General features: G+C 73.9%; 20 protein-coding genes. 12 read left to right on the top strand and 8 right to left on the bottom strand.

Annotation, left to right across the window (positions count from 1 at the left end):
* Positions 1-33 precede the first annotated feature (33 nt).
* On the bottom strand, positions 34-1800 hold the full coding sequence (locus ACYVGN_RS07515; protein ID WP_460789857.1) for a proline--tRNA ligase: 1767 nt from the start codon (positions 1798-1800) through the stop codon (positions 34-36).
* Positions 1801-1872: 72 nt separating this feature from the next.
* Between ACYVGN_RS07515 and ACYVGN_RS07510 the strand changes: the two genes are divergently transcribed.
* From ACYVGN_RS07510 to ACYVGN_RS07495, 4 genes are read left to right on the top strand one after another with little or no spacing between them, the layout of a single operon-like run.
* A complete protein-coding gene (locus ACYVGN_RS07510; RefSeq protein WP_460789856.1) occupies positions 1873-2850 on the top strand; it encodes an ABC transporter ATP-binding protein in 978 nt (325 codons plus the stop codon).
* Positions 2847-4469, top strand: a complete 1623-nt coding sequence (locus ACYVGN_RS07505) for an ABC transporter permease (RefSeq protein ID WP_460789855.1) — start codon at positions 2847-2849, stop codon at positions 4467-4469. The genes ACYVGN_RS07510 and ACYVGN_RS07505 overlap by 4 nt, the downstream gene beginning before the upstream one ends.
* A gap of 35 nt (positions 4470-4504) precedes the next feature.
* Positions 4505-5932, top strand: a complete 1428-nt coding sequence (locus tag ACYVGN_RS07500; RefSeq protein ID WP_460789853.1) for an RNB domain-containing ribonuclease — start codon at positions 4505-4507, stop codon at positions 5930-5932.
* 38 nt (positions 5933-5970) lie between these two features.
* Positions 5971-6891, top strand: a complete 921-nt coding sequence (locus ACYVGN_RS07495) for an LLM class flavin-dependent oxidoreductase (RefSeq protein ID WP_460789852.1) — start codon at positions 5971-5973, stop codon at positions 6889-6891.
* 18 nt (positions 6892-6909) lie between these two features.
* On the opposite strand, the gene ACYVGN_RS07490 is transcribed toward ACYVGN_RS07495, so the two are convergent.
* Positions 6910-7545 carry an SIMPL domain-containing protein gene (locus ACYVGN_RS07490; protein ID WP_055993167.1) on the bottom strand — a complete coding sequence of 212 codons (636 nt, stop codon included), beginning with the start codon at positions 7543-7545 and terminating at the stop codon, positions 6910-6912.
* 37 nt (positions 7546-7582) lie between these two features.
* Positions 7583-8713, bottom strand: a complete 1131-nt coding sequence (gene ispG / locus ACYVGN_RS07485; protein WP_460789871.1) for a flavodoxin-dependent (E)-4-hydroxy-3-methylbut-2-enyl-diphosphate synthase — start codon at positions 8711-8713, stop codon at positions 7583-7585.
* Between the two features lie 161 nt (positions 8714-8874).
* On the opposite strand from ispG, the gene ACYVGN_RS07480 reads away from it, so the two are divergent.
* The gene (locus ACYVGN_RS07480; protein WP_460789851.1) at positions 8875-9813 is read left to right on the top strand and encodes a DMT family transporter; all 939 of its coding nucleotides are present in this window, start codon (positions 8875-8877) and stop codon (positions 9811-9813) included.
* A 166-nt stretch (positions 9814-9979) separates the two neighbouring features.
* Positions 9980-11923, top strand: coding sequence for an anthranilate synthase family protein (locus tag ACYVGN_RS07475; RefSeq protein WP_460789849.1), 1944 nt, complete (start codon positions 9980-9982; stop codon positions 11921-11923).
* Positions 11924-12022: 99 nt separating this feature from the next.
* Here the strand turns inward: ACYVGN_RS07475 and ACYVGN_RS07470 are convergent, their stop codons facing one another.
* Together ACYVGN_RS07470 and ACYVGN_RS07465 are read right to left on the bottom strand one after the other, a co-directional pair.
* Positions 12023-12946: a DMT family transporter gene (locus tag ACYVGN_RS07470; RefSeq protein ID WP_460789848.1), complete on the bottom strand. Its 924-nt coding sequence runs from the start codon at positions 12944-12946 to the stop codon at positions 12023-12025.
* 40 nt (positions 12947-12986) lie between these two features.
* Positions 12987-14276 carry a M50 family metallopeptidase gene (locus ACYVGN_RS07465; RefSeq protein ID WP_460789846.1) on the bottom strand — a complete coding sequence of 430 codons (1290 nt, stop codon included), beginning with the start codon at positions 14274-14276 and terminating at the stop codon, positions 12987-12989.
* An 87-nt stretch (positions 14277-14363) separates the two neighbouring features.
* Between ACYVGN_RS07465 and ACYVGN_RS07460 the strand changes: the two genes are divergently transcribed.
* The 3 genes from ACYVGN_RS07460 to ACYVGN_RS07450 all read left to right on the top strand — a co-directional run bounded on the left by ACYVGN_RS07460 (position 14364) and on the right by ACYVGN_RS07450 (position 17468).
* On the top strand, positions 14364-14945 hold the full coding sequence (locus ACYVGN_RS07460; RefSeq protein WP_460789844.1) for a hypothetical protein: 582 nt from the start codon (positions 14364-14366) through the stop codon (positions 14943-14945).
* Between the two features lie 115 nt (positions 14946-15060).
* Complete coding sequence (locus ACYVGN_RS07455; RefSeq protein WP_460789843.1) at positions 15061-15750, top strand: YcnI family protein; 690 nt, start codon at positions 15061-15063, stop codon at positions 15748-15750.
* A gap of 107 nt (positions 15751-15857) precedes the next feature.
* The gene (locus tag ACYVGN_RS07450) at positions 15858-17468 is read left to right on the top strand and encodes a Mur ligase family protein (protein ID WP_460789841.1); all 1611 of its coding nucleotides are present in this window, start codon (positions 15858-15860) and stop codon (positions 17466-17468) included.
* A gap of 154 nt (positions 17469-17622) precedes the next feature.
* Here the strand turns inward: ACYVGN_RS07450 and dxr are convergent, their stop codons facing one another.
* Entirely contained in the window at positions 17623-18723 is a 1101-nt protein-coding gene (dxr, locus tag ACYVGN_RS07445) for a 1-deoxy-D-xylulose-5-phosphate reductoisomerase (RefSeq protein WP_134745686.1), read from the bottom strand.
* A 13-nt stretch (positions 18724-18736) separates the two neighbouring features.
* On the bottom strand, positions 18737-19696 hold the full coding sequence (locus ACYVGN_RS07440) for an FKBP-type peptidyl-prolyl cis-trans isomerase (RefSeq protein ID WP_460789839.1): 960 nt from the start codon (positions 19694-19696) through the stop codon (positions 18737-18739).
* Positions 19697-19827: 131 nt separating this feature from the next.
* Here ACYVGN_RS07440 and ACYVGN_RS07435 point away from each other — a divergent pair, with 131 nt between their 5' ends.
* The 3 genes from ACYVGN_RS07435 to ACYVGN_RS07425 all read left to right on the top strand — a co-directional run bounded on the left by ACYVGN_RS07435 (position 19828) and on the right by ACYVGN_RS07425 (position 22275).
* On the top strand, positions 19828-20604 hold the full coding sequence (locus ACYVGN_RS07435) for a lysophospholipid acyltransferase family protein (RefSeq protein ID WP_460789837.1): 777 nt from the start codon (positions 19828-19830) through the stop codon (positions 20602-20604).
* Positions 20605-20631: 27 nt separating this feature from the next.
* Positions 20632-21102 carry an OsmC family protein gene (locus ACYVGN_RS07430; RefSeq protein ID WP_055993144.1) on the top strand — a complete coding sequence of 157 codons (471 nt, stop codon included), beginning with the start codon at positions 20632-20634 and terminating at the stop codon, positions 21100-21102.
* Between the two features lie 183 nt (positions 21103-21285).
* Positions 21286-22275 (top strand): asparaginase, encoded by a 990-nt coding sequence (locus ACYVGN_RS07425; protein WP_460789835.1) that lies wholly within the window; start codon positions 21286-21288, stop codon positions 22273-22275.
* A 143-nt stretch (positions 22276-22418) separates the two neighbouring features.
* On the opposite strand, the gene ACYVGN_RS07420 is transcribed toward ACYVGN_RS07425, so the two are convergent.
* Positions 22419-23060 (bottom strand): LysE family translocator, encoded by a 642-nt coding sequence (locus ACYVGN_RS07420; protein WP_460789833.1) that lies wholly within the window; start codon positions 23058-23060, stop codon positions 22419-22421.
* Positions 23061-23094: the final 34 nt, after the last annotated feature.

Raw genomic sequence — 23094 nt, 5'->3', positions numbered from 1 at the left:
GGGCGGTCGGATGCGATGCGGCGGGTGCAGGCCTCAGCGGGCGGTGAGGCGCGCGACGGCCTCCGGGGCGGGCACGACCTCGCGCTCGCCCGTGCGGCGGTCCCACAGCTCGACCTCGCCGTCGGCCGCGCCTCGGCCGACCACCAGCAGCTGCGGCACGCCGATCAGCTCGGCGTCGCCGAACTTGACGCCGGGCGAGACCTTGGGCCGGTCGTCGAACAGCACGTCCAGACCGGCGGCCTCGAGTTCGGCGACGACCTTCTCGCCGAGGTTGAGCGCGTCGTCGCCCTTGCCCGTGGCGACCACGTGGATGTCGAACGGCGACACCGAGGCGGGCCAGATGAGCCCCTTGTCGTCGTTGTTGAGCTCGGCGATCGCGGCCAGGATGCGCGTCACGCCGATGCCGTACGACCCCATCGTGACCGTGACGAGCTTGCCGTTCTGGTCGAGCACCTTCAGGCCCAGCGCCTCGGCGTACTTGCGCCCGAGCTGGAACACGTGGCCGATCTCCATGCCCCGCTCGAGCGTGATCGGCGTGCCGTCCGGGGCGATGTCGCCCTCGCGCACGGTCGCGACGTCGACGACGCCGTCCGCCGTGAAGTCGCGGCCCGCGACCAGCGAGTGCACGTGCTTCTCGTGCTCGTTCGCGCCGGTCACCCACGCGGTGCCGTCGACCACGCGCGGGTCGACCAGGAACCGGATGCCGCTGGCCGACTCCTCCCCCAGCACGGCGCCCTGCGCCGACCAGGGGCCGATGTAGCCCTTCACGAGCGCAGGGTTCGCGGCGAAGTCGGCCTCGGTCGCGGCCTCCACCTCGGCGGGCGCGAACGCGGCCTCGACGCGCTTGTCGTCCACATCCCGGTCGCCGGGCACGGCCACGACGACCAGCTCGCGCGTGCCGTCGGGCTGCTTGAGCGCGAGCACGACGTTCTTGAGCGTGTGCGCGGCCGTCCACTCCCCCGACGCCGGCGCCTCGATGTGCGCGTTGAGGTGGTCGACCAGGGTCTGGATGGTCGGGGTCTGCGGCGAGTCGAACACGACCGGCGCGGGCTGCCCGTCGAGCGGGAGGGGCTCGGGCGCGAGCGTCTCGAAGGCCTCGACGTTCGCGGTGTACCCGCCCTCGGAGCGCACGAACGTGTCCTCGCCGATCGGCGTGGGGTGCAGGAACTCCTCGGACTTCGAGCCGCCCATCGCGCCGGCGTCGGCCTTGACGATGACGTACTCCATGCCGAGCCGCTGGAAGATGCGCTCGTACGCGTCGCGCTGCGCCTGGTAGGACGCATCCAGCCCCTCATCCGAGGAGTCGAACGAGTACGCGTCCTTCATCGTGAACTCGCGGCCGCGCAGCAGGCCCGCGCGCGGGCGCGCCTCGTCGCGGTACTTGTCCTGGATCTGGTAGATCGTCAGGGGCAGGTCCTTGTACGACGAGTACAGGTCCTTCACCAGCAGCGTGAAGGCCTCCTCGTGCGTCGGCGCGAGCAGGTAGTCGGCGCCGTGACGGTCATGCAGGCGGAAGATGCCGTCGCCGTACTCGGTCCAGCGGTTGGTGGCCTCGTAGGGCTCGCGGGGCATCAGCGCCGGGAAGTGGACCTCCTGCGCGCCCGCCGCAGCCATCTCCTCGCGGATGATCTGCTCGAGCTTCGCCTTCACCCGCAGGCCGAGCGGGAGCCACGCGAAGATGCCCGGGGCCTGGCGCCGGATGTACGACGCGCGCACCAGCAGACGGTGGCTGACGACCTCCGCGTCGGCGGGGTCCTCCCGGAGGGAGCGGAAGAAGAAGGATGAGAGCCGCGTGACCATAGGCGTCCAGTCTATTGACGCGGCGCCGGGCCGCTCTCCCGGACGTCGCCCGCCGGGTCTACGCTCGGCGCCATGGCAGAGGTGATCCGCACGCGCGGCCTCGTCAAGCGCTACGGACGCACCGCTGCGCTCGCGGGCCTGGACCTCTCGGTGCGTCCGGGCGAGGTGCACGGCTTCCTCGGTCCGAACGGCGCGGGCAAGTCCACGACCATCCGCATCCTGCTGGGCCTCGCGCGCGCGACCACGGGCGAGGTCTCGGTGTTCGGCGCGGATCCGTGGCGGGAGGCGCCGCGGCTGCACCGCCGCATCGCGTACGTGCCGGGCGACGTCAGCCTGTGGCCGAACCTGACCGGCGGCGAGGCGATCGACCTGATCGGCCGGCTGCGCTCGGGGTCGCGGGATCGCGCGGCCGCGGCGGCCGAACGCGAGCGGCTCGTCGACGCCTTCGAATTCGACCCCCGCAAGAAGGGCCGCGCGTACTCGAAGGGGAACCGGCAGAAGGCCGCGCTGATCGCGGCGTTCGCGACCCCCGCGAAGCTGTACATCATGGACGAGCCGACCAGCGGCCTCGATCCGCTCATGGAGCAGGTGTTCAACCGCGAGGTGCGGCGCGTGGCAGCCGAGGGCGCAACGGTGCTGCTGTCGAGCCACATCCTGAGCGAGGTGGAGCAGCTCTGCTCGCACGTCTCGATCATCCGCCAGGGCGCCGTGGTCGAGTCCGGCACGCTGGCCGACCTGCGCCACCTCACCCGCACGTCGGTCGCGTTCTCGGACGCCGGCGTCGCGGATGCGGACGTGCGCGTCGTGGGCGCGCTTCCCGGCGTCCACGACGTCCGCCGCGAGGGAGGCCGCGTCACGCTCTCGGCCGACGACACCGCGATGTCCGGCGTGCTCGCCGAGCTGGCGCGGATCCGGGTCACCGGCGTGATCGTCCAGCCCGCCTCGCTCGAGGAGCTGTTCCTGCGGCACTACGCATCGTCGGAGTCGGAGTCGGAGCCGGAGTCGGAATCCGAGCCGGAGCCGGACGCGGGGCCGGGCGGCCGGCCGTGAGGCTCCTGGCGGCTCTGCTGCGACAGCGCGCCCGGCGGGACGCGCTGCAGCTCGCGCTGTGGCTGGCGGGCCTCGCGGGGCTGACGGCCGCCGCCACCGCGGCCGCGGTGTTCGATGCGTTCGCCGACGAGGACGACCGGCGCGAGATCCTCGCCGTCGCGATCGCGACGCGGACCATCCTGATCTTCCGCGGCACGCCGAACGGCGTGAGCGACGGCGCGTTCGCGTTCTTCCTGCTGTACGCGTGGATCGCGATGCTGGGCGGCCTCATGGCGGTGCTGCTCGCGGTGCGCCACACGCGCGGCGACGAGGAGACCGGCCGGGCGGAGCTGATCGGTGCGACGCCGGCGGGGCGCGTCCTGCCGCTGGCGGCGACCGTCCTCCACGGCGTGCTCGCCCAGCTCGGGCTCGCTGTGCTGACCGCGGCCGGGCTGGTGGCGGCGGGTCTGGAGCCGCACGGCTCGCTCGTGTTCGGTGCGGCGCTCGGCGCGTCCGGCGTCGCGTTCCTCGGGATCGGGCTCCTGGCTGCGCAGGTGTTCGGAACCGCGCGCGCCGCGTCCGGGGCGTCGATCGCCGTCGTGCTGGCCGCCTACCTCGTGCGCGGCATCGGCGACGCGGCCGGAACGCCATCGGACGACCTGGTGCGCGTGACGCCCGCGTGGCCCTCCTGGCTCTCGCCGATCGGGTACGGGCAGCTCACGGGCGCGTACGTCGAGAACGACCTCGCGCCGCTGACGGCGCCGCTCGCGTGCGGGGTCGTGCTGATCGCGCTCGTGTTCGCGCTGCAGTCCGCGCGCGACCAGGGGGCGAGCCTGCTTCCCGACCGCGGCGGCCGGGCGCGCGGCAGCCGCCTGCTGTCGTCCTCGCTCGGGCTGGCGTGGCGTCTCAGCCTGCCCGTCCTCGCCGCCTGGAGCGCCGGCGCCGTCGTCGCGGGCCTGCTCGCGACGACGCTCACCGCCGCGATCGACGAGCTCTCCGGCGATCTGCCCCAGGTGGTCGAGCTGCTGCAGGCGCGGATGGGCGCCATCGGCTCGATCGAGGTGGCGTTCGTGGCCCTGTTCTTCGGCATGGTGGGGATCCTCGCGGCCTGCTGCGCCGTGCAGGCAGGGCTGCGCGCGCGTCAGGAGGAGTCGCGGGGCACCGCCGAGGCGATCCTGGCGACGCCCGTGCCCCGGGTGCGCTGGCTGGCCGAGTACGGGCTGGTCGGCGTCGCGGTGACCGCGGTCATGCTCGCGGCCGCGGCCGCGGCCGGCGCGATCGGCGCCGCCCGGGGCGACCACGCGGAGACGCTGGTGCCGGTCGTGCTCGAGGCCGCGGCCGCCCAGGCGCCCGCCTGCCTGACGTTCCTGGGAGTCACGATGCTCCTGGTCGCCGCGGCGCCGCGGATCGCCGCCACGGTCGCCTGGACCCTCGTGGGGCTGTCGGGCGTGCTCGGGTTCTTCGGCCCGGCGCTCGGCCTTCCGGAGACCGTGGTCGACCTGTCGCCGTTCGCCCACACGCCGGTGCCGGTGGGCGACGAGGCGGGGTGGTCGGGCGGCCTCTGGCTCGCGATCGCCGGGGTCGTGGCGGCGGGCGCCGGCCTCGTCGCGATGCGCCGCCGCGAGCTCGCGACCGACTGAGGCGGCCGGCGGGGGTGCGCGCATAGGCTGACCCCATGCCGGCACGCTTCACCCGCCTGTCCCCGTCCGCCGTCCGCACGCAGCTGGCCGATGCGCTGGCCGAGCTGCGGAGGTCGCTCGAGCTGCCCGAGGAGTTCCCGGCGGACGTGGTCGCCGAGGCCGAGGCCGTCGTCGCATCCGGCGAGGCCGTGGACGGCTCGGACGCCGGCCGCGCCGACCTGCGCGAGATCGAGTTCCACACGATCGACCCGGAGGGGTCGCGCGACCTCGACCAGGCGCTCAGCATCTCCCGCGAGGGATCCGGCTTCGTCGTGCACTACGCGATCGCCGACCTGGCGGCGTTCGTGCGGCCGGGCGGCGCGATCGACGCCGAGACGCGACGCCGCGGTCAGACGATCTACGCGCCGGACGGATCCGTGCCCCTGCACCCCGAGGTCCTGTCGCACGGAGCGGCGTCGCTTCTGCCCGAGCAGGACCGACGCGCCTACGTGTGGCGGTTCGTCCTCGACGAGCACGGCGCGCAGCACGATCCGTCCGCGCCGCCCGTGCGCGCGTGGGTCCGCTCGCGGCGGCAGTGGAGCTACGTCGACGCGCAGGCGGCGATCGACACCGGCGACGCCCCCGACGCGCTCGCGCTCCTGGCGGCGGTCGGGCCTCTGCTGATCACGCAGGAGGCCGCGCGCGGCGGCGCCAGCCTGAAGTCGCCGGAGGAGGAGATCGTGGCGACGCCGGAGGGCTACGACCTCCGCGCCCGGGTCACGCTGCCGATCGAGGACTGGAACGCCCAGATCTCGCTCATGACCGGCATGGCCGCCGCCGCGATCATGCTCGAGCGGGGCGCAGGCATCCTGCGCACCCTGCCGGCGGCCGAGCCCGAGGCGATCGCGGAGTTCCGGCGCCGCGTGGAGGCCATCGGGCATCCGTGGCCCGAGGACATGCCCTACGGCGAGTACCTCCGCCGCGTGGACCGGGCCGATCCCGCCGCGCCCGCGATCATGCAGGCCGCGAGCAAGCTCTTCCGCGGCGCGGACTACGTCCCGTTCGACGGCGCGCCGCCCGCCGATCCCGTGCAGGCGGCGATCGGCGCGCCCTACGCGCACACCACCGCTCCCCTGCGGCGCCTCGTGGACCGGTTCGTGCTCGCGATGTGCACGGATGCGCCCGCGTGGGCGCGCGACGCCCTGCCCGAGCTCGCCGAGATCATGCGGCAGACCGGGAGCCTGGCCAACCGCCTCGAGGGCGGCGCGCTCGACCGCATCGAGGCGGCCGAGCTGCAGGCGCATCTCGGCTCCGAGCTGGACGCCGTCGTGGTGTCGGAGACGCGCGGCGGTTCGCGCGTGCAGATCGCCGACCCCTTCGTGACGGCGACGATCCGCGAGACGCGCGACCCGGGATCCCGCATCCGCGTGCGCGTGACGGGCGCGGACATCGCCACCGGCGCCGTGCAGCTCGTCGTCGCCTGAGACGGCCGGCCGCCCGGGGCCGTCGTTACGCTCGAGGCATGAAGTTCAGTCTCTGGCTCCCCGCGAACCTGCCGTGGCGCGACCTGCACGCCGCCGCCTCCCACGCCGCGACCTCGACGGCCGGCGGGTCCGCACGCTGGCGGGGGCTGTGGCTCGAGGACCACTTCATGGACAACACCCCCGAGCCGAACGACGGCGCGCGGGGCGAGTGCCTCACACAGCTGACCGCTCTCGCGGCGACGGTGCCGGATGTGCGCATCGGCTCGCTCGTGCTCGGCAACACCTACCGGCATCCCGCCGTCGTGGCGAAGCAGACCGCCGCGCTCAGCGACATCGCCGACGGGCGCTTCGTGCTCGGCGTCGGCGCAGGCTGGCAGGAGAACGAGCACCGCGCGTTCGGCCTCGAGTTCGGCGACGTGCCCGCGCGCATCCGGTGGTTCCGGGAGGCGCTGCAGGTGTGGACCGGGCTCCGGGACGCTGGCGAGGGCGAGTTCGTCGACTTCGCGGGCGAGCGCTACCGGCTCGAGCGCGCCTCGCTGCACCCGCGGCCGCACGCGACCCTGCCGATCCTGATCGGCGGCAAGGGCGAGAAGGTCATGCCGAAGCTCGTCGCCCGCTACGCGGACGAGTGGAACATGTGGTCGACGCCCGAGCTGTTCGCCGAGAAGAACCGGATCTTCAGCGCCGCGCTCGACGCGCGCGGTCGCGACCAGGGCACGCTGTGGCGCACGACGCAGGCGCTGGTGTTCTTCGACGACCCCGAGAAGGCCGCCGCCGTGAACGCGAAGGGCCGGCCGGCGATCGGCGGGTCGGCGCAGCAGCTGGTCGACGCCATGGCCGCGTATGCCGAGGCCGGCGTGGACGAGTTCATCCTGCCGCTCACGACCATCCGCGACGTCGCGAAGCTGAACGACGTGGCCGACCGCTTCCTCGCGGAGGTCGCGGCGCACGCGGACTGAGTTCCGGCGCGCGGCGGATCAGATCTCGAACGTCGCGACGATCGCGGCCTCGACCTCGATCTCGGGCGTCGTGAACGACAGGGCGTCCGCCTCGGCGCGCGCGAACATCGGCATCCCGGGTCCGCCGCCGTTCACCTGGCGCTCGACGACCGACACGAGCTTCGGCTCGGTCGCCTCGCCCGGTCGGATGGCCGCCGCGTAGGACCGCGCGCGCCGCACGGCGTCGCGGACCGCGTGACCGCGGGCGGTGTCGAGCAGGTGCTCGCGGCTCTCGGCCGACAGCTCCCAGCGCACGGGGTGCACCGAGACGTCGGCGTCGGCGGCGAACGCCGTGACGTCCGCGGCGAGCGCGTCCAGGTCGACGTACGTGATCGCGATCGTGGAGGTCACGTGGTGGACCGGCGCCGGCCGGTCGGATCCGGCGACGGGCGCGGGCGCGTCCGTCCACGCCCAGGGGCTCCCGACGTCGATCACCGCGGCGGTTCCGGCGGCGCGTCGCTCGTGCGCGATGCCCGCGAGCCGCTCGTGCAGCCGCGCGTGGCGCGCGACCACCGCGTCCCTGTCATCGCCGTGCGCTCCCGCCTCGAGCGTGAGCACGCCCCGCTCGGCGGCGCGCGCGACCCGGTGGGCGCCCTCGACCGTGATGGTGATCATGCCCGGAGGCTACTCCCCCGGGGCCCGGCCGCGCGGGTCAGGCGGTGACGACCTGCGCGGTGCCGATCTGCGCGTCGGGGCCCATCTCGTCCGCGATGCGGCGGGCCTCCTGGATCAGGGTCTCCACGATCTCCGACTCGGGCACGGTCTTGATGACCTCGCCCTTGACGAAGATCTGGCCCTTGCCGTTGCCGCTCGCGACGCCGAGGTCCGCCTCGCGCGCCTCGCCCGGGCCGTTCACGACGCAGCCCATGACGGCCACGCGCAGCGGCACGGTGACGTCCTTGAGACCCTCGGTCACGTTCTCGGCGAGCGAGTACACGTCGACCTGGGCGCGCCCGCACGAGGGGCACGACACGATCTCGAGCTTGCGCTCTCGCAGGTTGAGCGACTGCAGGATCTGGTGCCCGACCTTGACCTCCTCGGCCGGCGGGGCCGAGAGCGAGACGCGGATCGTGTCGCCGATGCCCTCGCCCAGCAGGATGCCGAACGCCGTGGCGCTCTTGATCGTGCCCTGGAACGCCGGACCCGCCTCGGTCACGCCGAGGTGGAGCGGCCAGTCGCCGCGCTCGGCGAGCTGCCGGTAGGCCTTCACCATCACGATCGGGTCGTTGTGCTTGACCGAGATCTTGAAGTCGTGGAAGTCGTGCTCCTCGAACAGGCTCGCCTCCCACACGGCCGACTCGACGAGGGCCTCGGCCGTGGCCTTGCCGTACTTCTCGAGCAGGCGGCGGTCGAGCGATCCGGCGTTCACGCCGATGCGGAGCGAGACGCCGGCGGCCTGTGCGGCCTTGGCGATGGCGCCGACCTGGTCGTCGAACTTGCGGATGTTGCCGGGGTTCACGCGGACCGCGGCGCAGCCGGCGTCGATCGCCTGGAACACGTACTTCGACTGGAAGTGGATGTCGGCGATGACCGGGATCTGGCTCTTCTTCGCGATGATGTGCAGCACATCCGCGTCGTCCTGGCTGGGCACCGCCACGCGCACGATCTCGCAGCCGCTCGCCGTGAGCTCGGCGATCTGCTGGAGCGTGGCATTGATGTCGGTGGTGGGCGTCGTCGTCATCGACTGGACGCTGACGGGCGCGTCGCCGCCCACGAGCACCTTGCCCACCCGGATCTGGCGGGACTTGCGGCGCGGGGCGAGGGTTTCGGGGACGCGGGGCATCCCGAGGTTCACGGCAGGCACCCCACCAGGGTACGCGGCGCGGGTGAACCCCGGCTGGATGTCGGCTTCCGCTCGGCGACTGCTCAGGCGATGCCAGGCCCGTGCCAGCGGGACGTGATTGGACCGCGCGGAGGAGGCCACCGAGGCGTGAGGCTGTCGGGATGACGACCGCGACGCCTCCCCGCACCGCCGCCGACGCGCGGGCGGTCCGGTCCGCGCCGCGCGCGGGCCTGGCGTGGGGGCTGGCCGGAGTGGTGGCGTTCTCGTTCACGGTGATCTTCACCCGCGTGGCGGTGCAGGACCTCGAGCCGCTGTTCGTCGGCGCCGGCCGGGCGGTCGTCGCGGCGGCGCTCGCGGCGATCACGCTCACCATGACTCGACAGCGCCGCCCGCGCGGGCGCCAGTGGCTCCGTCTGGCGGTCGTGGCGGCCGGCGTCGTGGCGGGCTTCCCGCTGCTGACGTCCTTCGCACTCACCACCGCCCCGGCGGGCCACAGCGCGGCCGTCATCGCGGTGCTGCCCGCCGCGACGGCGATCGCGGCCGTGCTGCGCACGCGCGAGCGCACCACCCCCGCGTTCTGGGTGGTCGCGGCCGCGGGCGCCTGCGCGGCGGTCGTCTTCGCGATGCTCGGCAACGGCGGCCTGGGCCGGCTGCACGCGGCCGACCTGCTGCTCATCGCGGCCGTCGCGCTGTGCGCGATCGGGTACGCCGAGGGCGGGCTGCTGTCGCGCGAGCTCGGCTCGTGGCAGACGATCTCGTGGGCCCTCGTGGTCGCCGCGCCGGTGATGCTCGCGCTCACGCTGGTCTCGGCCGCGGCCGCACCGCCCGTCGCCGGCCCGGCGCAGTGGGCGTCGTTCGGGTACCTGGCGGTGGTCAGCATGTTCCTCGGATTCTTCGCGTGGTACCGGGGGCTGGCGATCGGGCCCATGACCCGCGTCAGCCAGCTGCAGCTCGCCCAGCCGGTCCTCACTCTCGCGTGGGCCGCCCTCATCCTCGGCGAGGCGCTCACGTGGCCCACCGTGCTCGGCGGCATCGTGGTGATCCTGTGCGCCGCGGCGGCGGTCCGGATCCGGCAGCGCCCGCCCGCCCGGGACCGCTGACGGCGCACCGCCCCGCGCGGGCTGTGGTACGTTTCCGGCATGTCCGCGAACCTCACCACCTGGTGGCCCGCCTCCTAGGCGGTGCTTTCGCGAACCACGAGAACAGACCGCCGCTCCAGGCGGTCTTTCTGCATGTCAGGCCGCCGTACCGCTGAGGAGAACCCGCATGACCGGGCCCGCCACCGCCGACCTGATCCGCCGCCTCGCCGACGATCCCGACGCGTCCTTCGCGCTCATCGCGCGCGCCGGCGACACCGGCGCGGTCGACGCCGTCGAGGTGCTCACCGGCCCCGTCGCCGACGTGGATCTGCTCGCCGACATCCCGCTGAACGCCGCCGACGGCACGCCGCGCGAGGTCCTCGCGATGGTGCCGTACCGCCAGGTGCGCGAGCGCGGCTTCGAGGCGCACGACGACGGCGCTCCCCTGCGCTGCCTGCTCATCGAGACGCACGAGCGGATCCCGCTCGCCGACGCGATGGGCGCCCTCCCGACCGAGACCGTGCCGCTCACGGACGCCGGATTCGACATCCCCGACGAAGAGTACGCCGACATCGTGCGTCGCGTGATCTCCGACGAGATCGGACGCGGCGAGGGCGCCAACTTCGTCATCCGGCGCGACTACGTGGCCGGCGTGAACGCCGACCCGCGCGTCGCCGCCCTGACCTGGTTCCGCGCGCTGCTCGAGCACGAGCGCGGGGCGTACTGGACGTTCGCGATCGTCACGCCCGGCCACGTGGCGGTGGGCGCGAGCCCCGAGGCGCACATCACGGCCGTGGCGGGAGCCGTGGGCGAGCCGAGCACGGTCACGATGAACCCGATCTCCGGGACGTTCCGGCATCCGGCGGGCGGCGCGACCGTCGAGACGCTCGCGGCGTTCCTCACGGACACCAAGGAGACCGAGGAGCTCTTCATGGTGGTCGACGAGGAGCTCAAGATGATGAGCGCCGTGTGCAGCGACGGCGGCCGGATCACGGGACCGCACCTCAAGGAGATGTCGCGGCTCACGCACACCGAGTACATGCTGCGCGGCATCAGCCGGCTCGACCCGCGGGACATCCTGCGCGAGACCATGTTCGCCCCGACGGTCACGGGCTCGCCCATGCAGAACGCGTGCGCGGTCATCCGCCGGCACGAGCGCACGCCGCGCGGGTACTACTCGGGCGTCGCGGCGCTGTTCACGCCGCGCGCGGACGGCGGGCACGACCTCGACGCGCCCATCCTGATCCGCACGGCCTACCTGGTCGACGGGCGCCTGCGGGTTCCCGCGGGCGCCACGCTCGTGCGCCACTCCGACCCGTACGGCGAGGTGAACGAGACCCATGGCAAGGCCGCGGGCGTGCTCGGCGCGATCGGCGCCGTCCCGCGCGCCCACGCCGACGACCCGGATGAGCCGGCGCCGCGCCGTCCGCTGGCCGAGGACCCGCGGATCGCCGAGCTGCTCGCGTCGCGCAACGCGCGCCTGGCGCCGTTCTGGCTCGAGCCGCAGGGCTCGGCGCCCGGTCCGTTCGCGGGCCGCTCGGCGCTCGTGATCGACGCCGAGGACCGCTTCACCACGATGCTGGCGCACCAGCTGCGCCACCTCGGCCTCGACGTGCGGATCGCGCACTGGTCCGAGGCCACCGACGCCGACGTGGACGCGGCCGAGCTGGTCGTGTCGGGCCCCGGCCCCGGCGACCCCCGCGACGCCGGGAACCCGCGCATCGCCCGCATGCGGGAGCTCGTGACGCGCCGCCTGGACGCCGGGAGGCCGCTGCTGGCGGTGTGCCTGAGCCACCAGATCCTGAGCGACCGGATCGGGATCCCGCTGGCACCGCTCGCGAGCCCGCACCAGGGTCTGCAGAAGACCGTCGACGTGTTCGGCGAGCCCGCCTCGATCGGCTTCTACAACACGTTCACGGCGCGCGTGCTGCCGGGCGTCACGCGGCTCACGCCGAGCGAGACCCGCTGCGGCGCGGTCGGCGACGTGGAGGTCGCGGCCGAGCCCGCGACCGGCGACGTGTACGCGCTGCGCGGCCGCGGCTTCGCGTCGGTGCAGGGCCACCTGGAGTCGATCCTGTCGCGCGACGGCATGCGCACGCTCGAGCGCCTCGTGGCGCACGCGCTCAGCTGACGCCGCGGCTCCTCCGACACAACGCAGGACCTCGGAGGCCGGGCGGGCGTGTCGGCCGCGGAGTTCCGCGGTCGACCGTCCGCGACACGCCCGGGACGCTCAGGAGGTCCTGCGTTGTGTCGGCGCCTCCTGCGCGAGCACCACGCCCGCCAGCACGAGCACGCCGCCGACGATCTGCGGCGCGGTCACGGCCATGCCCAGCAGCACCGTCGCGATCGCGGTGAACACCGTGATCAAGTTGAGCGAGACGCCCGCCTGCGCGGGCGGCACGTGCTGCAGCGCGTAGTTCCACAGCACGTACGACGCGATCGACGGGAACACCGCGATGTACGCCAGCGACCACGCGCCCGCCGCGGTCTCGGGCAGGCTGAGCCCCTGGATCAGGACGACCGGCGTCAGGCCGATCGCGACGCACAGGCCCTGCACCGCCACGGCCGAGATGGGCGGGAGGCGCGGCCCCGTGCGCCCGATGATCGTGTACGCGGTCCACGCGACGATCGCGCCGACCATGATGAGGCTGCCGACCTTCGGCGGGTGCTCGAGGATCGCCAGCGGACGCCCGCTCGAGATGATCCAGAGCACGCCCGCGAAGGCGAGCAGGATGCCCCCGATCCCCCGCCAGCCCAGCCGCGCGCCGAGGAAGACCACGGCGGCGATGGCGATCAGAGCCGGATTGAACGCGTTGATCAGGGAGAGCTGGAACGGCGTCTCGGTGCCGAGCGCGGCGTACAGCAGCAGGTTGTAGCCCGCGACGCCGATCGCCCCGAGCAGCGCGAGCCGGGGCCAGGCGCGGAACAGCGCGCGCCAGTCGGGCCGCTCGACGAGCTGCGCGATCAGGAACAGCGGGACGACCGCGAGCACCCAGCGCAGCCACGTGAGGCTCACGGGGTCGGTCTCGGCGACCGCGATCACGCCCAGCAGGTAGTTGCCCGCCCACGAGAGCGTGGCGCCGACCAGCGCCAGGTACCCCAGCGCACGCCCCCGCGTCGTCACGACCGGTGCGGAGGCGGCGGGAGCGGACATCCCCTCCACGCTACCCGCGGGGCGACGGGTCCGGCCCCGCTCAGCCGATCAGGCGGACGGGGTTGAAGATGTCGGCCGCGAACAGCAGGGCGCCCATGCCGACCATCAGCACGACCACCAGCAGCGTGACGGGCACGAGGCGCGTCGCGTCGACCGGCGCCGGCTCGGGGCGGCCGCGCAGCCGCGCCCATGCGCGCTTGAGCCCGTCCCACAGCGCGATCGCGACGTGCCCGCCGTCGAGCGGCAGCAGCGGGATCAGGTTGAACACGAACAGCGCGATGTTGACCGAGGCGAGCAGCCCCACCATGGCCGAGACGCGGTCCAGGATGGGCGCCTCGGTCGCGGCGACCTCGCCGGCCAGGCGGCCGACACCGACCACGCTGAGCGGCCCGTTCGGGTCGCGCTCCTGGCCCGTGAACAGATCCACGGCCGTGTCCCACAGGCGCTGCGGCAGCTGCAGGATGATGCCGGTCACGGATCCGACCGTCTCGAACGTCGCCTGCGGCCCGGACCAGATGGGCTGCCGCACGCGCTCGACGGCCGCGGTGATCCCCGCGAAGCCGGCGCGCTGCGTCGTGACCTCGCCGTCCTCGCCCGCGATCTGACGCTCCGCGAGCACGGGGGTCAGGGTGAGCGCCACGCGCTCGCCGGCGCGATCGACGACCACGGGGAGGGGCCGATCGGGCGCGGCCTGGATGATCGCGGACGCCTCCGCGAACGTCGACACCTCGGTGCCGTCCAGCGACACGAACCGGTCGCCGGGCCGCAGCCCCGCGGCGAGCGCGGGCGAGGCGGGATCGTCCTCGTCGCACGTCTCCGACGCGGAGCCCGCGGGCTGCACGCACTCGGACACCGCGTCGATCGTGGTCGTGGTCTGCTGCAGGCCGATGCCGCTGTAGAGCACCGAGAACAGGACGACCGCGAGGATCAGGTTCATGACCGGCCCGCCCAGCATGACGACGATGCGCTTCCACACCGGCAGGCGGTAGAAGGCGCGCGAGTCGTCGACGCCCTGGAGCGTCTCGGCGTTGGCGTCGCGCGCATCCTGCACGAGCGTCGCGAACATCCCCCTGGCGCGCACGCCCTGCCTCGTCGGGGCGTACATCCCCGCCATCGAGACGTAGCCGCCGATCGGCAGGAGCTTGACGCCGTACTCGGTCTCGCCGAAGCGGCGCGACCAGATCACGGGGCCCAGGCCGACCATGTACTGCCCGGCGCGCACGCCGAACCGCTTGGCCGGCACGAGGTGGCCGATCTCGTGCAGCGCGATGGACACGGCCAGCCCCACCACGACGACGAGCACGCCGATCACGAACGCCACGACAGTCACGCGCACAACGCTAGCCCCCGCATCCTCGGAAACCCCGGGGCGCGACCGCCGCGGGCGGGGATGCCGTGCGCGGGTAGATTCGAGGGCATGACGGCCCGGCAGCAGCGCGCGCTCCGCGGCGTCGCCGCGTCGTCGGTCGCCACCCTGCTGGCCGCCGCGTCGCACACGGTCGTGGGCGGGCCGGCTCCCGCGTTCCTGCTGGTCGCGGCCATGATCGCGCTGCTCACGCCGGTGGCCGGCGCGCTGGCCGGCCCGCGCATGAGCCTGTCGCGGCTCGCGGCCGCGGCGCTGGTGAGCCAGGCCGCGTTCCACGGCGTGTTCCAGCTGCTCGGCTCACCCTCGGGCACGGGCGCGTCCGCGCACATCGAACGACACGGGCACCACATCACGCTGATCGCGGCGTCCGCCCCCGCGCCGGAGGGGGCGGGCATGCACGTCGCGCACGCGGTCGCGGCGCTCGTGACCGTGGCGCTGCTGTGGCGCGGGGAGCGGCTGGTGCGCGCGATCGCGCGCGGCGCCGTGGCCCTGCTCCGGCGCGCCGCCGCCCCGCTGCCGCCCACCGCGCCCCGGCTGCCGCGTGCGCTGCCCGCGCCCGCCGTCGCGGCCGTCCTCCCCGCTCTCCTCTCCTCGGTCTCCCGGCGCGGGCCCCCGGCGGCGCTGCGCGCCTGAGCCCTCCCGGGCTCCAGGCGCACGCCGTCACCGACCCATCCGACCGCCGCGGCCGATCCGCGACGCGGTCGCGCGCCCGTGCGCCCGCACGGCGCGGAACCTCCGAGGAGAACCCATGTCCCTGTCCATCCCCACCCGCCGTCCGCTCCGTCGATCGCTGATCGCCGCGTCCGGCGGCGCGCTTGCCGCCGGTCTCGTGCTCGCCGCGCCGCTGGCCGCGAGCGCGCACGTCACCGTGACGCCGGACGCCGCGGTCGCCGGCGGCTACGACGTGCTGACGTTCGCGTTCAGCCACGGCTGCGACGGATCCCCCACCACCGCCCTGCGGATCGACGTGCCCGACGGGCTCGACTCCGTGTCGCCGACCCTGCAGCCCGGCTGGACGATCGACGTCGAGCGCGACGCGGCCGACGGCCTCGTCTCGCGCGTGGTCTACACGGCGGACGAGCCCGTCCCGAGCGACCTGCGGGCCACGGTCGAGCTCGGCGTGAAGTACGCCGACGACGCCCCTGTCACGCTCGCGTTCCCGGTCGAGCAGGTGTGCAGCGAGGGAGCCGTGTCCTGGTCCGAGATCCCGGAGGACGGCCAGGATCCGCACGAGCTCGACAGCCCCGCGCCGACGGTCACGCTGGACGCGGCGGCGGCGGGCGGCGACCACGCGCACACCGCCGGGGCGGAGGCGCCTGCCGCCGCCGCATCGGCATCGGATCCCCTCCCGGTCGCGCTGGGAGCCGGCGGGCTGGCCGCGGGCATCGCGGCGCTGGTCGTGTCGGTCCTCGCCTGGCGCCGGTCGGCCCGCGGCTGACCCGTTCCCCCGCGCCCGGCCGGCCCCGCGCGGCGGCCGGGCGCGGGGCCGCGCGGCCCGCGTCACAGCGGGGTGGACGGCGCGCGCGTGCGAGACTGGGAGACGCCATGACGAACCCTCCTGCGAACCTGCCTCCGGTCCTGCGTCCCGAGAACCCGCCCCGCCGGTCGCTCGCCGAGCTGGCCGATCGCTTCGGACGCGAGACGCGCGGATCGCTCGACGGGATCGAGATCCGCGGCATCACGCTCGCGACCGCGGATCTGCGGGAGGGCGAGGCGTTCGTGGCGATCCGCGGCGTGAACCGCCACGGCGCTGAGTTCGCCCCGGTGGCCGCCGAGAAGGGCGCCGCGGCGATCGTGACCGACGCCGAGGGCGCCGACATGGCCGCCGCGTCCGGCCTTCCGATCGTCGTGGTGGACGACCCCCGCGGCGCGCTCGGCGCGCTGTCGTCGTGGGTCTACGCGACGGATGCGGACCTCCCGCTGCTGCTCGGCACGACCGGCACGAACGGCAAGACCTCCGTGACGCACATCCTGGACGGCATCCTGCAGCAGATGGGCGTCGTCTCCGGCCTCTCCTCGACGGCCGAGCGGCACATCGCGGGCGAGGTCATCGTCTCCCGCCTGACCACGCCCGAGGCGTCCGAGTTCCACGCGCTGCTGGCCCTGATGCGGGAGCGCAGCGTGGAGGCCGTCGCGGTCGAGGTGAGCGCGCAGGCGCTGACCCGCCACCGCGTGGACGGCCTCGTGTTCGACGTCGCGTCCTTCACGAACCTCACGCACGACCACCTCGACGACTACGCCGACATGGCCGAGTACTTCGAGGCCAAGCTGCAGTTCTTCCGGCCGGATCGCGCCCGCCGCGGGGTCGTGTCGCTGGACTCCACGCCCGGGTTCGACATCGCCGCGAAGGCGGAGATCCCGGTCGTGACGATCGCCACGCCGTCGATCGCGGCGGACCCCGACCGGGCCGCCCGGGCCGAGTGGATCGTGACGATCGACGAGGAGACGCAGAGCGGCACCCGCTTCACCCTGTCGCACGGCGACGGCCGCTCCCTCACGACGTCGGTGCCCGTGATCGGGCCGCACATGGCCTCGAACGGCGGCCTCGCGATCGTGATGCTGCTCGAGGCCGGCTATGCGTGGGAGCGCATCGCCGAGGCCCTCGAGCGGGACGGCGGCATCCGGGCGTACCTCCCCGGCCGGACGCAGCGCGTCTCGGGCGACGAGGGCCCCGCCGTGTACGTCGACTTCGGCCACACTCCCGACGCGTTCGAGAAGACGCTCGCGGCCGTGCGCCGCGTCACGCCGGGCAAGGTGGTGATGCTGTTCGGCGCCGACGGCGACCGCGACAAGACCAAGCGCTTCGACATGGGCCGCACGGCGGTCGAGGGCAGCGACATCGTGGTCATCACCGACCACCACCCCCGGTTCGAGGACCCCGACGCGATCCGGGCGATGCTGCTCGAGGGCGCCCGCGCGACGGATCCGGATCACGAGATCCACGAGGTCTCGCCGCCCGAGGCCGCGATCGTGAAGGCCGTCTCGCTCGTCGGTCCCGGCGACGCCATCCTGTGGGCGGGCCCCGGCCACCAGGACTACCGCGACATCCGCGGCGTCCGCACTCCGTACTCGGCCCGCGAGCTCGCCCGCCGCGCCCTGCGCGACGCGGGCTGGCCGGTGCCGGAGCCCGCCTGGCCGGTCCCCTACAGTTCTTGACTCTCACGCCCCCGCATCCGCTCGGGCACCCCTCCGGGGCGCCATTCGCGTCTGCAGCGCTGTCGCTGGCGCTCCATCGATGGCGTGAGTGGCGGGCGCATGAGCGCCCGCACGCCCCGCGCTGGCGCGCGTCGCAGGCCGGTTGCGCGGAACTCTAGCCCGAGATCATCCGGTCGGCCTCGGCGCGGGCCCAGGCCTCGGCCTCCGCGAGCGACTCGCGCGTGAGCTCGGCGGGGGCGTCGTGCGCGTCGACCACGCGGCGCACGGTGTCGACGATGCCGAGGAACGGCAGGCGCCCCTCGTGGAAGGCGTCGACGGCCTGCTCGTTCGCCGCGTTGTAGACGCCGGGATACGTGCGGCCCGCCTCGCCGACCTGCTTGGCGAGGGCGACGGCGGGGAAGGCCTCGTCGTCGAGCGGCTCGAACGTCCACGCCGAGGCGGCGGTCCAGTCGAGCGGCGCACCGACGCCGGGCACGCGGTGCGGCCAGTCCAGCCCGAGCGAGATCGGCAGCCGCATGTCGGGCGGCGACGCCTGCGCGATCGTCGAGCCGTCGACGAACTCGACCATCGAGTGGACGATCGACTGCGGGTGCACGACCACGTCGATCCGGTCGAAGGGCACGTCGAACAGCAGGTGCGCCTCGATCACCTCGAGGCCCTTGTTGACGAGCGTGGCCGAGTTCGTGGTGACCATGCGGCCCATGTCCCACGTCGGGTGCGCGAGCGCCTCCGCGGGCGTCACACCCGCGAGCGACGCCCGATCGCGGCCTCGGAAGGGGCCGCCCGACGCCGTGAGCACCAGCCGGCGCACCTCGTCCGCCGTGCCCGAGCGCAGCGCCTGCGCCAGCGCCGAGTGCTCGGAGTCGACGGGCACGATCTGCCCCGGCCGAGCGACGCGCTTGACCAGGTCGCCGCCCACGATGAGCGACTCCTTGTTCGCCAGCGCGAGCGTGCGCCCGGTCTCGAGCGCCGCGAGCGTCGGGCCGAGGCCGACCGAGCCGGTGATCCCGTTGACGACCACGTCCGCGTCGACCGAGCGCACGAGCTGCTCGGCCTCGGCGGCGCCCAGCGCCGTGTGCTCGACGCCGAACTCGCGCGCCTGGGCGGCCATGGCCTCGGCGTTCGAGCCGGCCGACAGGCCCACGACGACGAACCGCTCCGGGTTGGCGCGGATCACGTCGAGGGCCTGCGTGCCGATGGACCCCGTGGATCCGAGGATGACGACGCGGCGCGCTGCGGCCGGGGACGCGGTCATGCCTGCGCGCGCCTCACTGCGCCGGGGCGGGGTGCTGGGTCGCGAGGATGTCGACCACGAACGTCAGCGTCTCGTCCTGCAGCTCGTGGCCCTCGGACGACCCGTAGCCGTCGGCCGGCGGCATCGTGACGAGCACCTGCGAGCCGACCGTCTGGCCCTCGAGCGCCTTGGTGAAGCCCGGCACGACCTGGTTCGTGACGAACGCCGTCGGGGCGCCGTTCACCCAGCTCGAGTCGAACACGCTGCCGTCGGACCACTTCACGCCCGTGTACTGGACGAGCACCTGATCGCCCGACTCGACCGTGTCGCCGTCGCCGACCTTGAGCTCGCTGACCTGGGTCTCGCTGGGTGCCTCCGCGTCGGGGAGCGTGATGGTGGGCTCGCCGTCGTCGGCGAGCTCGACCGTGGGCTCGCCCTCGACGGGCTCCTGCGGGTCGCCCCACGCGGCCGACGGCGTGACGCCCGTGAGGTCGAACACGTAGACCTGGCCGGGGACCTCGCTGCCGTCCTGCCCCTGCGACGCCGGGAAGGTGCTCACGACGCGCGTGCCGACCGTGGCGCAACCGAGGATCTGGGCGAACACGCTCTCGGGCGTGATCTGCTGCGGCAGCAGCTGGCCCTCCTCGTAGCCGATCACGCCGAGCTCCTCGCCTGTCGTGGCGTCGTACGCCGACATCGCGTATTCGATGAGCTGGCCGGCCTCGATGGGCTCGCCCTCGCCCTCGGCCACGACCGTGCTCTGCAGCTCGGTGATCTCGAGCGGCTTCTCGAACGTCGCGGTCGACGCCTCGCCGGGCTCGCCCTCGACCGTCACGGCCTCCGACGCGGCTCCCGATCCGACCGCGGCGCCGCACAGGTCGCCGGCGGCGGAGGCGCTCGGCGAGGACTCGGGGGCCGGCTCGCCGGAGCAGCCGACGAGCGCGATCGCGGTGACCGCGAGGGTGGACAGGAGGGCGGTGGAGCGAAGACGCACGGAGATACCTCGTTCGTTGGGGATTCATCCCATCTTGTCCCATTCCGGTTACGAACCGCCTGAGCAGATCGTGCGAGAGCTGCCCGGGGATCATTCCGCGGCGGGCATGGATCCCGCGTTACGCTCTTCGGATGACCTCTCAGGAGTCGCCGGCACCCGGAACCGACGAGACCGAGGCCCCGCACCAGCCCGGCTGGTTCTACACGTTCGGCCGCATGGCGCTCGCTCCCCTGGCGCGCGCCCTCTACCGCCCGCACGTCGAGGGACGCTCGAACATCCCGCGCGAAGGCGCCGTGATCTTCGCCAGCAACCATCTCTCGTTCATCGACTCGATCGCCATCCCCGTCGCCGCGGCGCCGCGGCCCGTGCACTTCCTGGCGAAGTCGAGCTACTTCGAGGGCACCGGCTTCAAGGGCTGGCTCTCGAAGGTGCTGTTCACCGCGGTCGGCGCCATCCCCGTGCGCCGCGGCGCGGGGCAGGCGGCTCTCGACGCGCTCGAGCAGCAGCGGCAGATCCTCGAGACGGGGGCCGCGGTCGCGCTGTACCCCGAGGGGACGCGCTCGCTGGACGGCCGGCTCTACAAGGGCCGTACGGGCGTCGCGTTCCTCGCCCTGCAGACCGGCGCGCCGGTCGTGCCGGTGGGCCTGATCGGGACCGACAAGGTCATGCCGGTCGGCTCGAAGTTCCCGTCGATGCGCGAGCGCGTCACGATCCGCTTCGGCGAGCCGCTCGACCTCTCCCACCACGGGCCCGCGACCTCGGGCCGCGCGCGCCGCACGGCGACGGACGAGATCATGACGGCCATCCACGCCCTGTCGGGCCAGGAGCTCGCGGACGCGTACAACGAGTCGCCCGCGCAGACGCCGATCGAGAAGATCAAGCGCGCGCTCCCGCACGAACGACGGTAGTTCCCGTCGCGGTGCGAGACTGGCGGCATGCATCGCGAACACCGCTACGCGCTCACCGCCACCTGGACCGGCAACCTCGGTTCGGGGACCTCCGGGTACCGCGAGTACTCGCGCGACGTGACGATCGAGGTCGACGGCAAGCCCGCGCTCCTCGCCTCCTCGGACAAGCCGTTCCGCGGCGATCCGGAGCGGTGGAACCCCGAGGACATGCTGATCGCGGCCCTGTCGGAGTGCCACCTCCTGTCCTACCTGCACGCGTGCGTGGTCGCCGGGGTGGTCGTCACCTCGTACGTCGACGAGGCGACCGGGCTCATGGTCGAGGACGGCGCCAGCGGCGGCCAGTTCGCGGAGGTCGTGCTGCGCCCGCGCGTGACGGTCGCCGACGCCTCCATGATCGAGGCGGCGGAGGCGGCGCACGAGACCGCTCACGGCTGGTGCTTCATCGCGCGCTCGGTCAACTTCCCGGTCCGCCACGAGGCCACGGTCACGGTCGGCTGACCCCCGCCGCGTACCGGAGCACGGCGCCCCACCGTCGTGCGAGCGAAGCGAGCATGCCGCGGATGCGGCCCGCGCGCGAAGCGCGCCCTCACGCCTCACTGGAGCGTCAGCGACAGTGGTCGAGCGGCGAGCGGCACCGCTTGCGGTGCCCGAGCCGATCGACGGGCGTGAGATTCTAAGTAGATGTCCGAGACTTTCAGCGTGCAGGATTCCGTCGAGCTCGCGGTCGTGGAGCGCAATGGATTCGTGGAGTCCCGGCATGCGGGCTCGGCGATCGTGCTCGCGCCGAGCGGTGAGATCGTCGCGAGCCTGGGGAACCCGGATGCGCTGATCCTGCCCCGGTCCTCGCTCAAGCCGCTGCAGGCCGTGGCGTGCCTCACGGCGGGCGCCGAGCTCGCGGGCGAGCGGATGGCCCTCTCGACCGCGAGCCACGCGGGCACCGACCGCCACGTCGCGGTGGTGCGCGAGATGCTCGCGGCGTCGGGCCTCACGGAGGACCACCTGGCGTGCCCGGCGAGCTGGCCCTCGGACGTCGCCACGCGCGACGCCATGGTCCGCGATCACGCCGACAAGGCCCGCGTGCGGCACAACTGCTCCGGCAAGCACGCCGCGATGCTCGCAGCGTGCGTCGCGACCGGATGGGACGTGAACGGCTACCTCGACCCGGTGCACCCGCTGCAGCTGCACATCCGCGAGGTGGTCGAGCGGCTGACGGGCGAGAAGATCCCCGCCACCGTGATCGACGGGTGCGGCGCCCCCGTCCACGCGCTGCCGCTGACCGCCCTCGCGCGCGGCATCCACCGCGTCGGGACGTCCTCGGAGCGGTCGCCGTTCGCGCTCCACCGCGTCGCGGGCGCGCTGGTGCGCACCGTGCGCGAGAACCCGTGGGCGATCGACGGGCCCGGCCGGTCGGACACGTTCGCGATCGAGAAGTTCGGCGTGTTCTCGAAGCTGGGCGCCGAGGGCGTGCAGGTCATGGTCGCCCCCGACGGCACCACGGTCGCGCTGAAGATGCTCGACGGCTCCCTGCGGGCGGCGTCGCTCGTCGCGCTCACGCTGCTCGCTCAGGTCGGCGCGCTGACGTCGGGCGACGTGGTCGACGCGGCCGCGCACCCGATGTACCGGGTCGAGGGCGGCGGCCGCGAGGTCGGCCGCATCCGCGCCACCGTCTGACCGCCGGCGCGCCGACTTCTCGCGTCGCGCGTCGGACGGGTATCCCGCGTTCTCAGGGTCCCTTGCGCGCAGATCGGACCGGAGAACTCGGGATCTCCTCGCGAAGGCGATGCGGGGTGTGCATGCGCGCTCACGCGGGCGGGTCAGCGGTGGGTGCCCTCGGCGGCGAGGCGCACGCCGAAGGCGACGATCGCCGTGCCCGCGACCGCGTCGACGATGCGGGTGACACGTGGGCGTCGCAGCCAGGGTCCCACACGGCGCGCGAGCAGCAGCAGCGCCCCCAGCCACACGGTGCCGAGCAGCACGTGCACGCCGGCGAGCGACGCGCCCCAGGCGAGCTGCGGAGCGTCGGCCGGGATGAACTGCGGCAGCAGCGCGATGTAGAAGGCCCCGACCTTCGGGTTGAGCATGTTGGTGACCAGTCCCTGGCGCAGCCCCGCGAGGAACGAGTCGTCGCGCGACGCCACGGCCTCGTCCGGCCCGTGCGCCCCGCGGATCGCACTCCAGAGCAACCGCAGGCCCAGCCAGATCACATACGCGGCGCCCGCGATCCGCAGCACGGTGTAGGCCACCTCGGAGGCGAGCAGGACGGCGCTGATGCCCGCCGCGGCGAGCACACCCCAGGCGAGCACCCCGAACTGGATGCCCGTCAGCACGCCCCATGCGCGCCCGCGTCCGGAGACGGCGGCCGTCCGGAGCACGAGGGCGGTGTCCAGTCCGGGCGTGATGGTGAGGAGCGCGACCACGAGCGCGAACGACCACAGGGCGACGAGCGAGGGGAGCACATCCGCACGATAGCCGACGGCGCGCGCCGGCACG

Source organism: Microbacterium lacusdiani, assembly GCF_054779895.1.
This window is presented reverse-complemented; position numbering and strand designations above follow the sequence as displayed.

Coding starts and splice junctions, on each gene's coding strand:
- ACYVGN_RS07515 (WP_460789857.1), bottom strand. CDS start 1,800: ATGGTCACGCGGCTCTCATCCTTCTTCTTCCGCTCCCTCCGGGAGGAC.
- ACYVGN_RS07510 (WP_460789856.1), top strand. CDS start 1,873: ATGGCAGAGGTGATCCGCACGCGCGGCCTCGTCAAGCGCTACGGACGC.
- ACYVGN_RS07500 (WP_460789853.1), top strand. CDS start 4,505: ATGCCGGCACGCTTCACCCGCCTGTCCCCGTCCGCCGTCCGCACGCAG.
- ACYVGN_RS07495 (WP_460789852.1), top strand. CDS start 5,971: ATGAAGTTCAGTCTCTGGCTCCCCGCGAACCTGCCGTGGCGCGACCTG.
- ACYVGN_RS07490 (WP_055993167.1), bottom strand. CDS start 7,545: ATGATCACCATCACGGTCGAGGGCGCCCACCGGGTCGCGCGCGCCGCC.
- ispG (WP_460789871.1), bottom strand. CDS start 8,713: ATGCCCCGCGTCCCCGAAACCCTCGCCCCGCGCCGCAAGTCCCGCCAG.
- ACYVGN_RS07480 (WP_460789851.1), top strand. CDS start 8,875: ATGACGACCGCGACGCCTCCCCGCACCGCCGCCGACGCGCGGGCGGTC.
- ACYVGN_RS07475 (WP_460789849.1), top strand. CDS start 9,980: ATGACCGGGCCCGCCACCGCCGACCTGATCCGCCGCCTCGCCGACGAT.
- ACYVGN_RS07470 (WP_460789848.1), bottom strand. CDS start 12,946: ATGTCCGCTCCCGCCGCCTCCGCACCGGTCGTGACGACGCGGGGGCGT.
- ACYVGN_RS07460 (WP_460789844.1), top strand. CDS start 14,364: ATGACGGCCCGGCAGCAGCGCGCGCTCCGCGGCGTCGCCGCGTCGTCG.
- ACYVGN_RS07455 (WP_460789843.1), top strand. CDS start 15,061: ATGTCCCTGTCCATCCCCACCCGCCGTCCGCTCCGTCGATCGCTGATC.
- ACYVGN_RS07450 (WP_460789841.1), top strand. CDS start 15,858: ATGACGAACCCTCCTGCGAACCTGCCTCCGGTCCTGCGTCCCGAGAAC.
- dxr (WP_134745686.1), bottom strand. CDS start 18,723: ATGACCGCGTCCCCGGCCGCAGCGCGCCGCGTCGTCATCCTCGGATCC.
- ACYVGN_RS07435 (WP_460789837.1), top strand. CDS start 19,828: ATGACCTCTCAGGAGTCGCCGGCACCCGGAACCGACGAGACCGAGGCC.
- ACYVGN_RS07430 (WP_055993144.1), top strand. CDS start 20,632: ATGCATCGCGAACACCGCTACGCGCTCACCGCCACCTGGACCGGCAAC.
- ACYVGN_RS07425 (WP_460789835.1), top strand. CDS start 21,286: ATGTCCGAGACTTTCAGCGTGCAGGATTCCGTCGAGCTCGCGGTCGTG.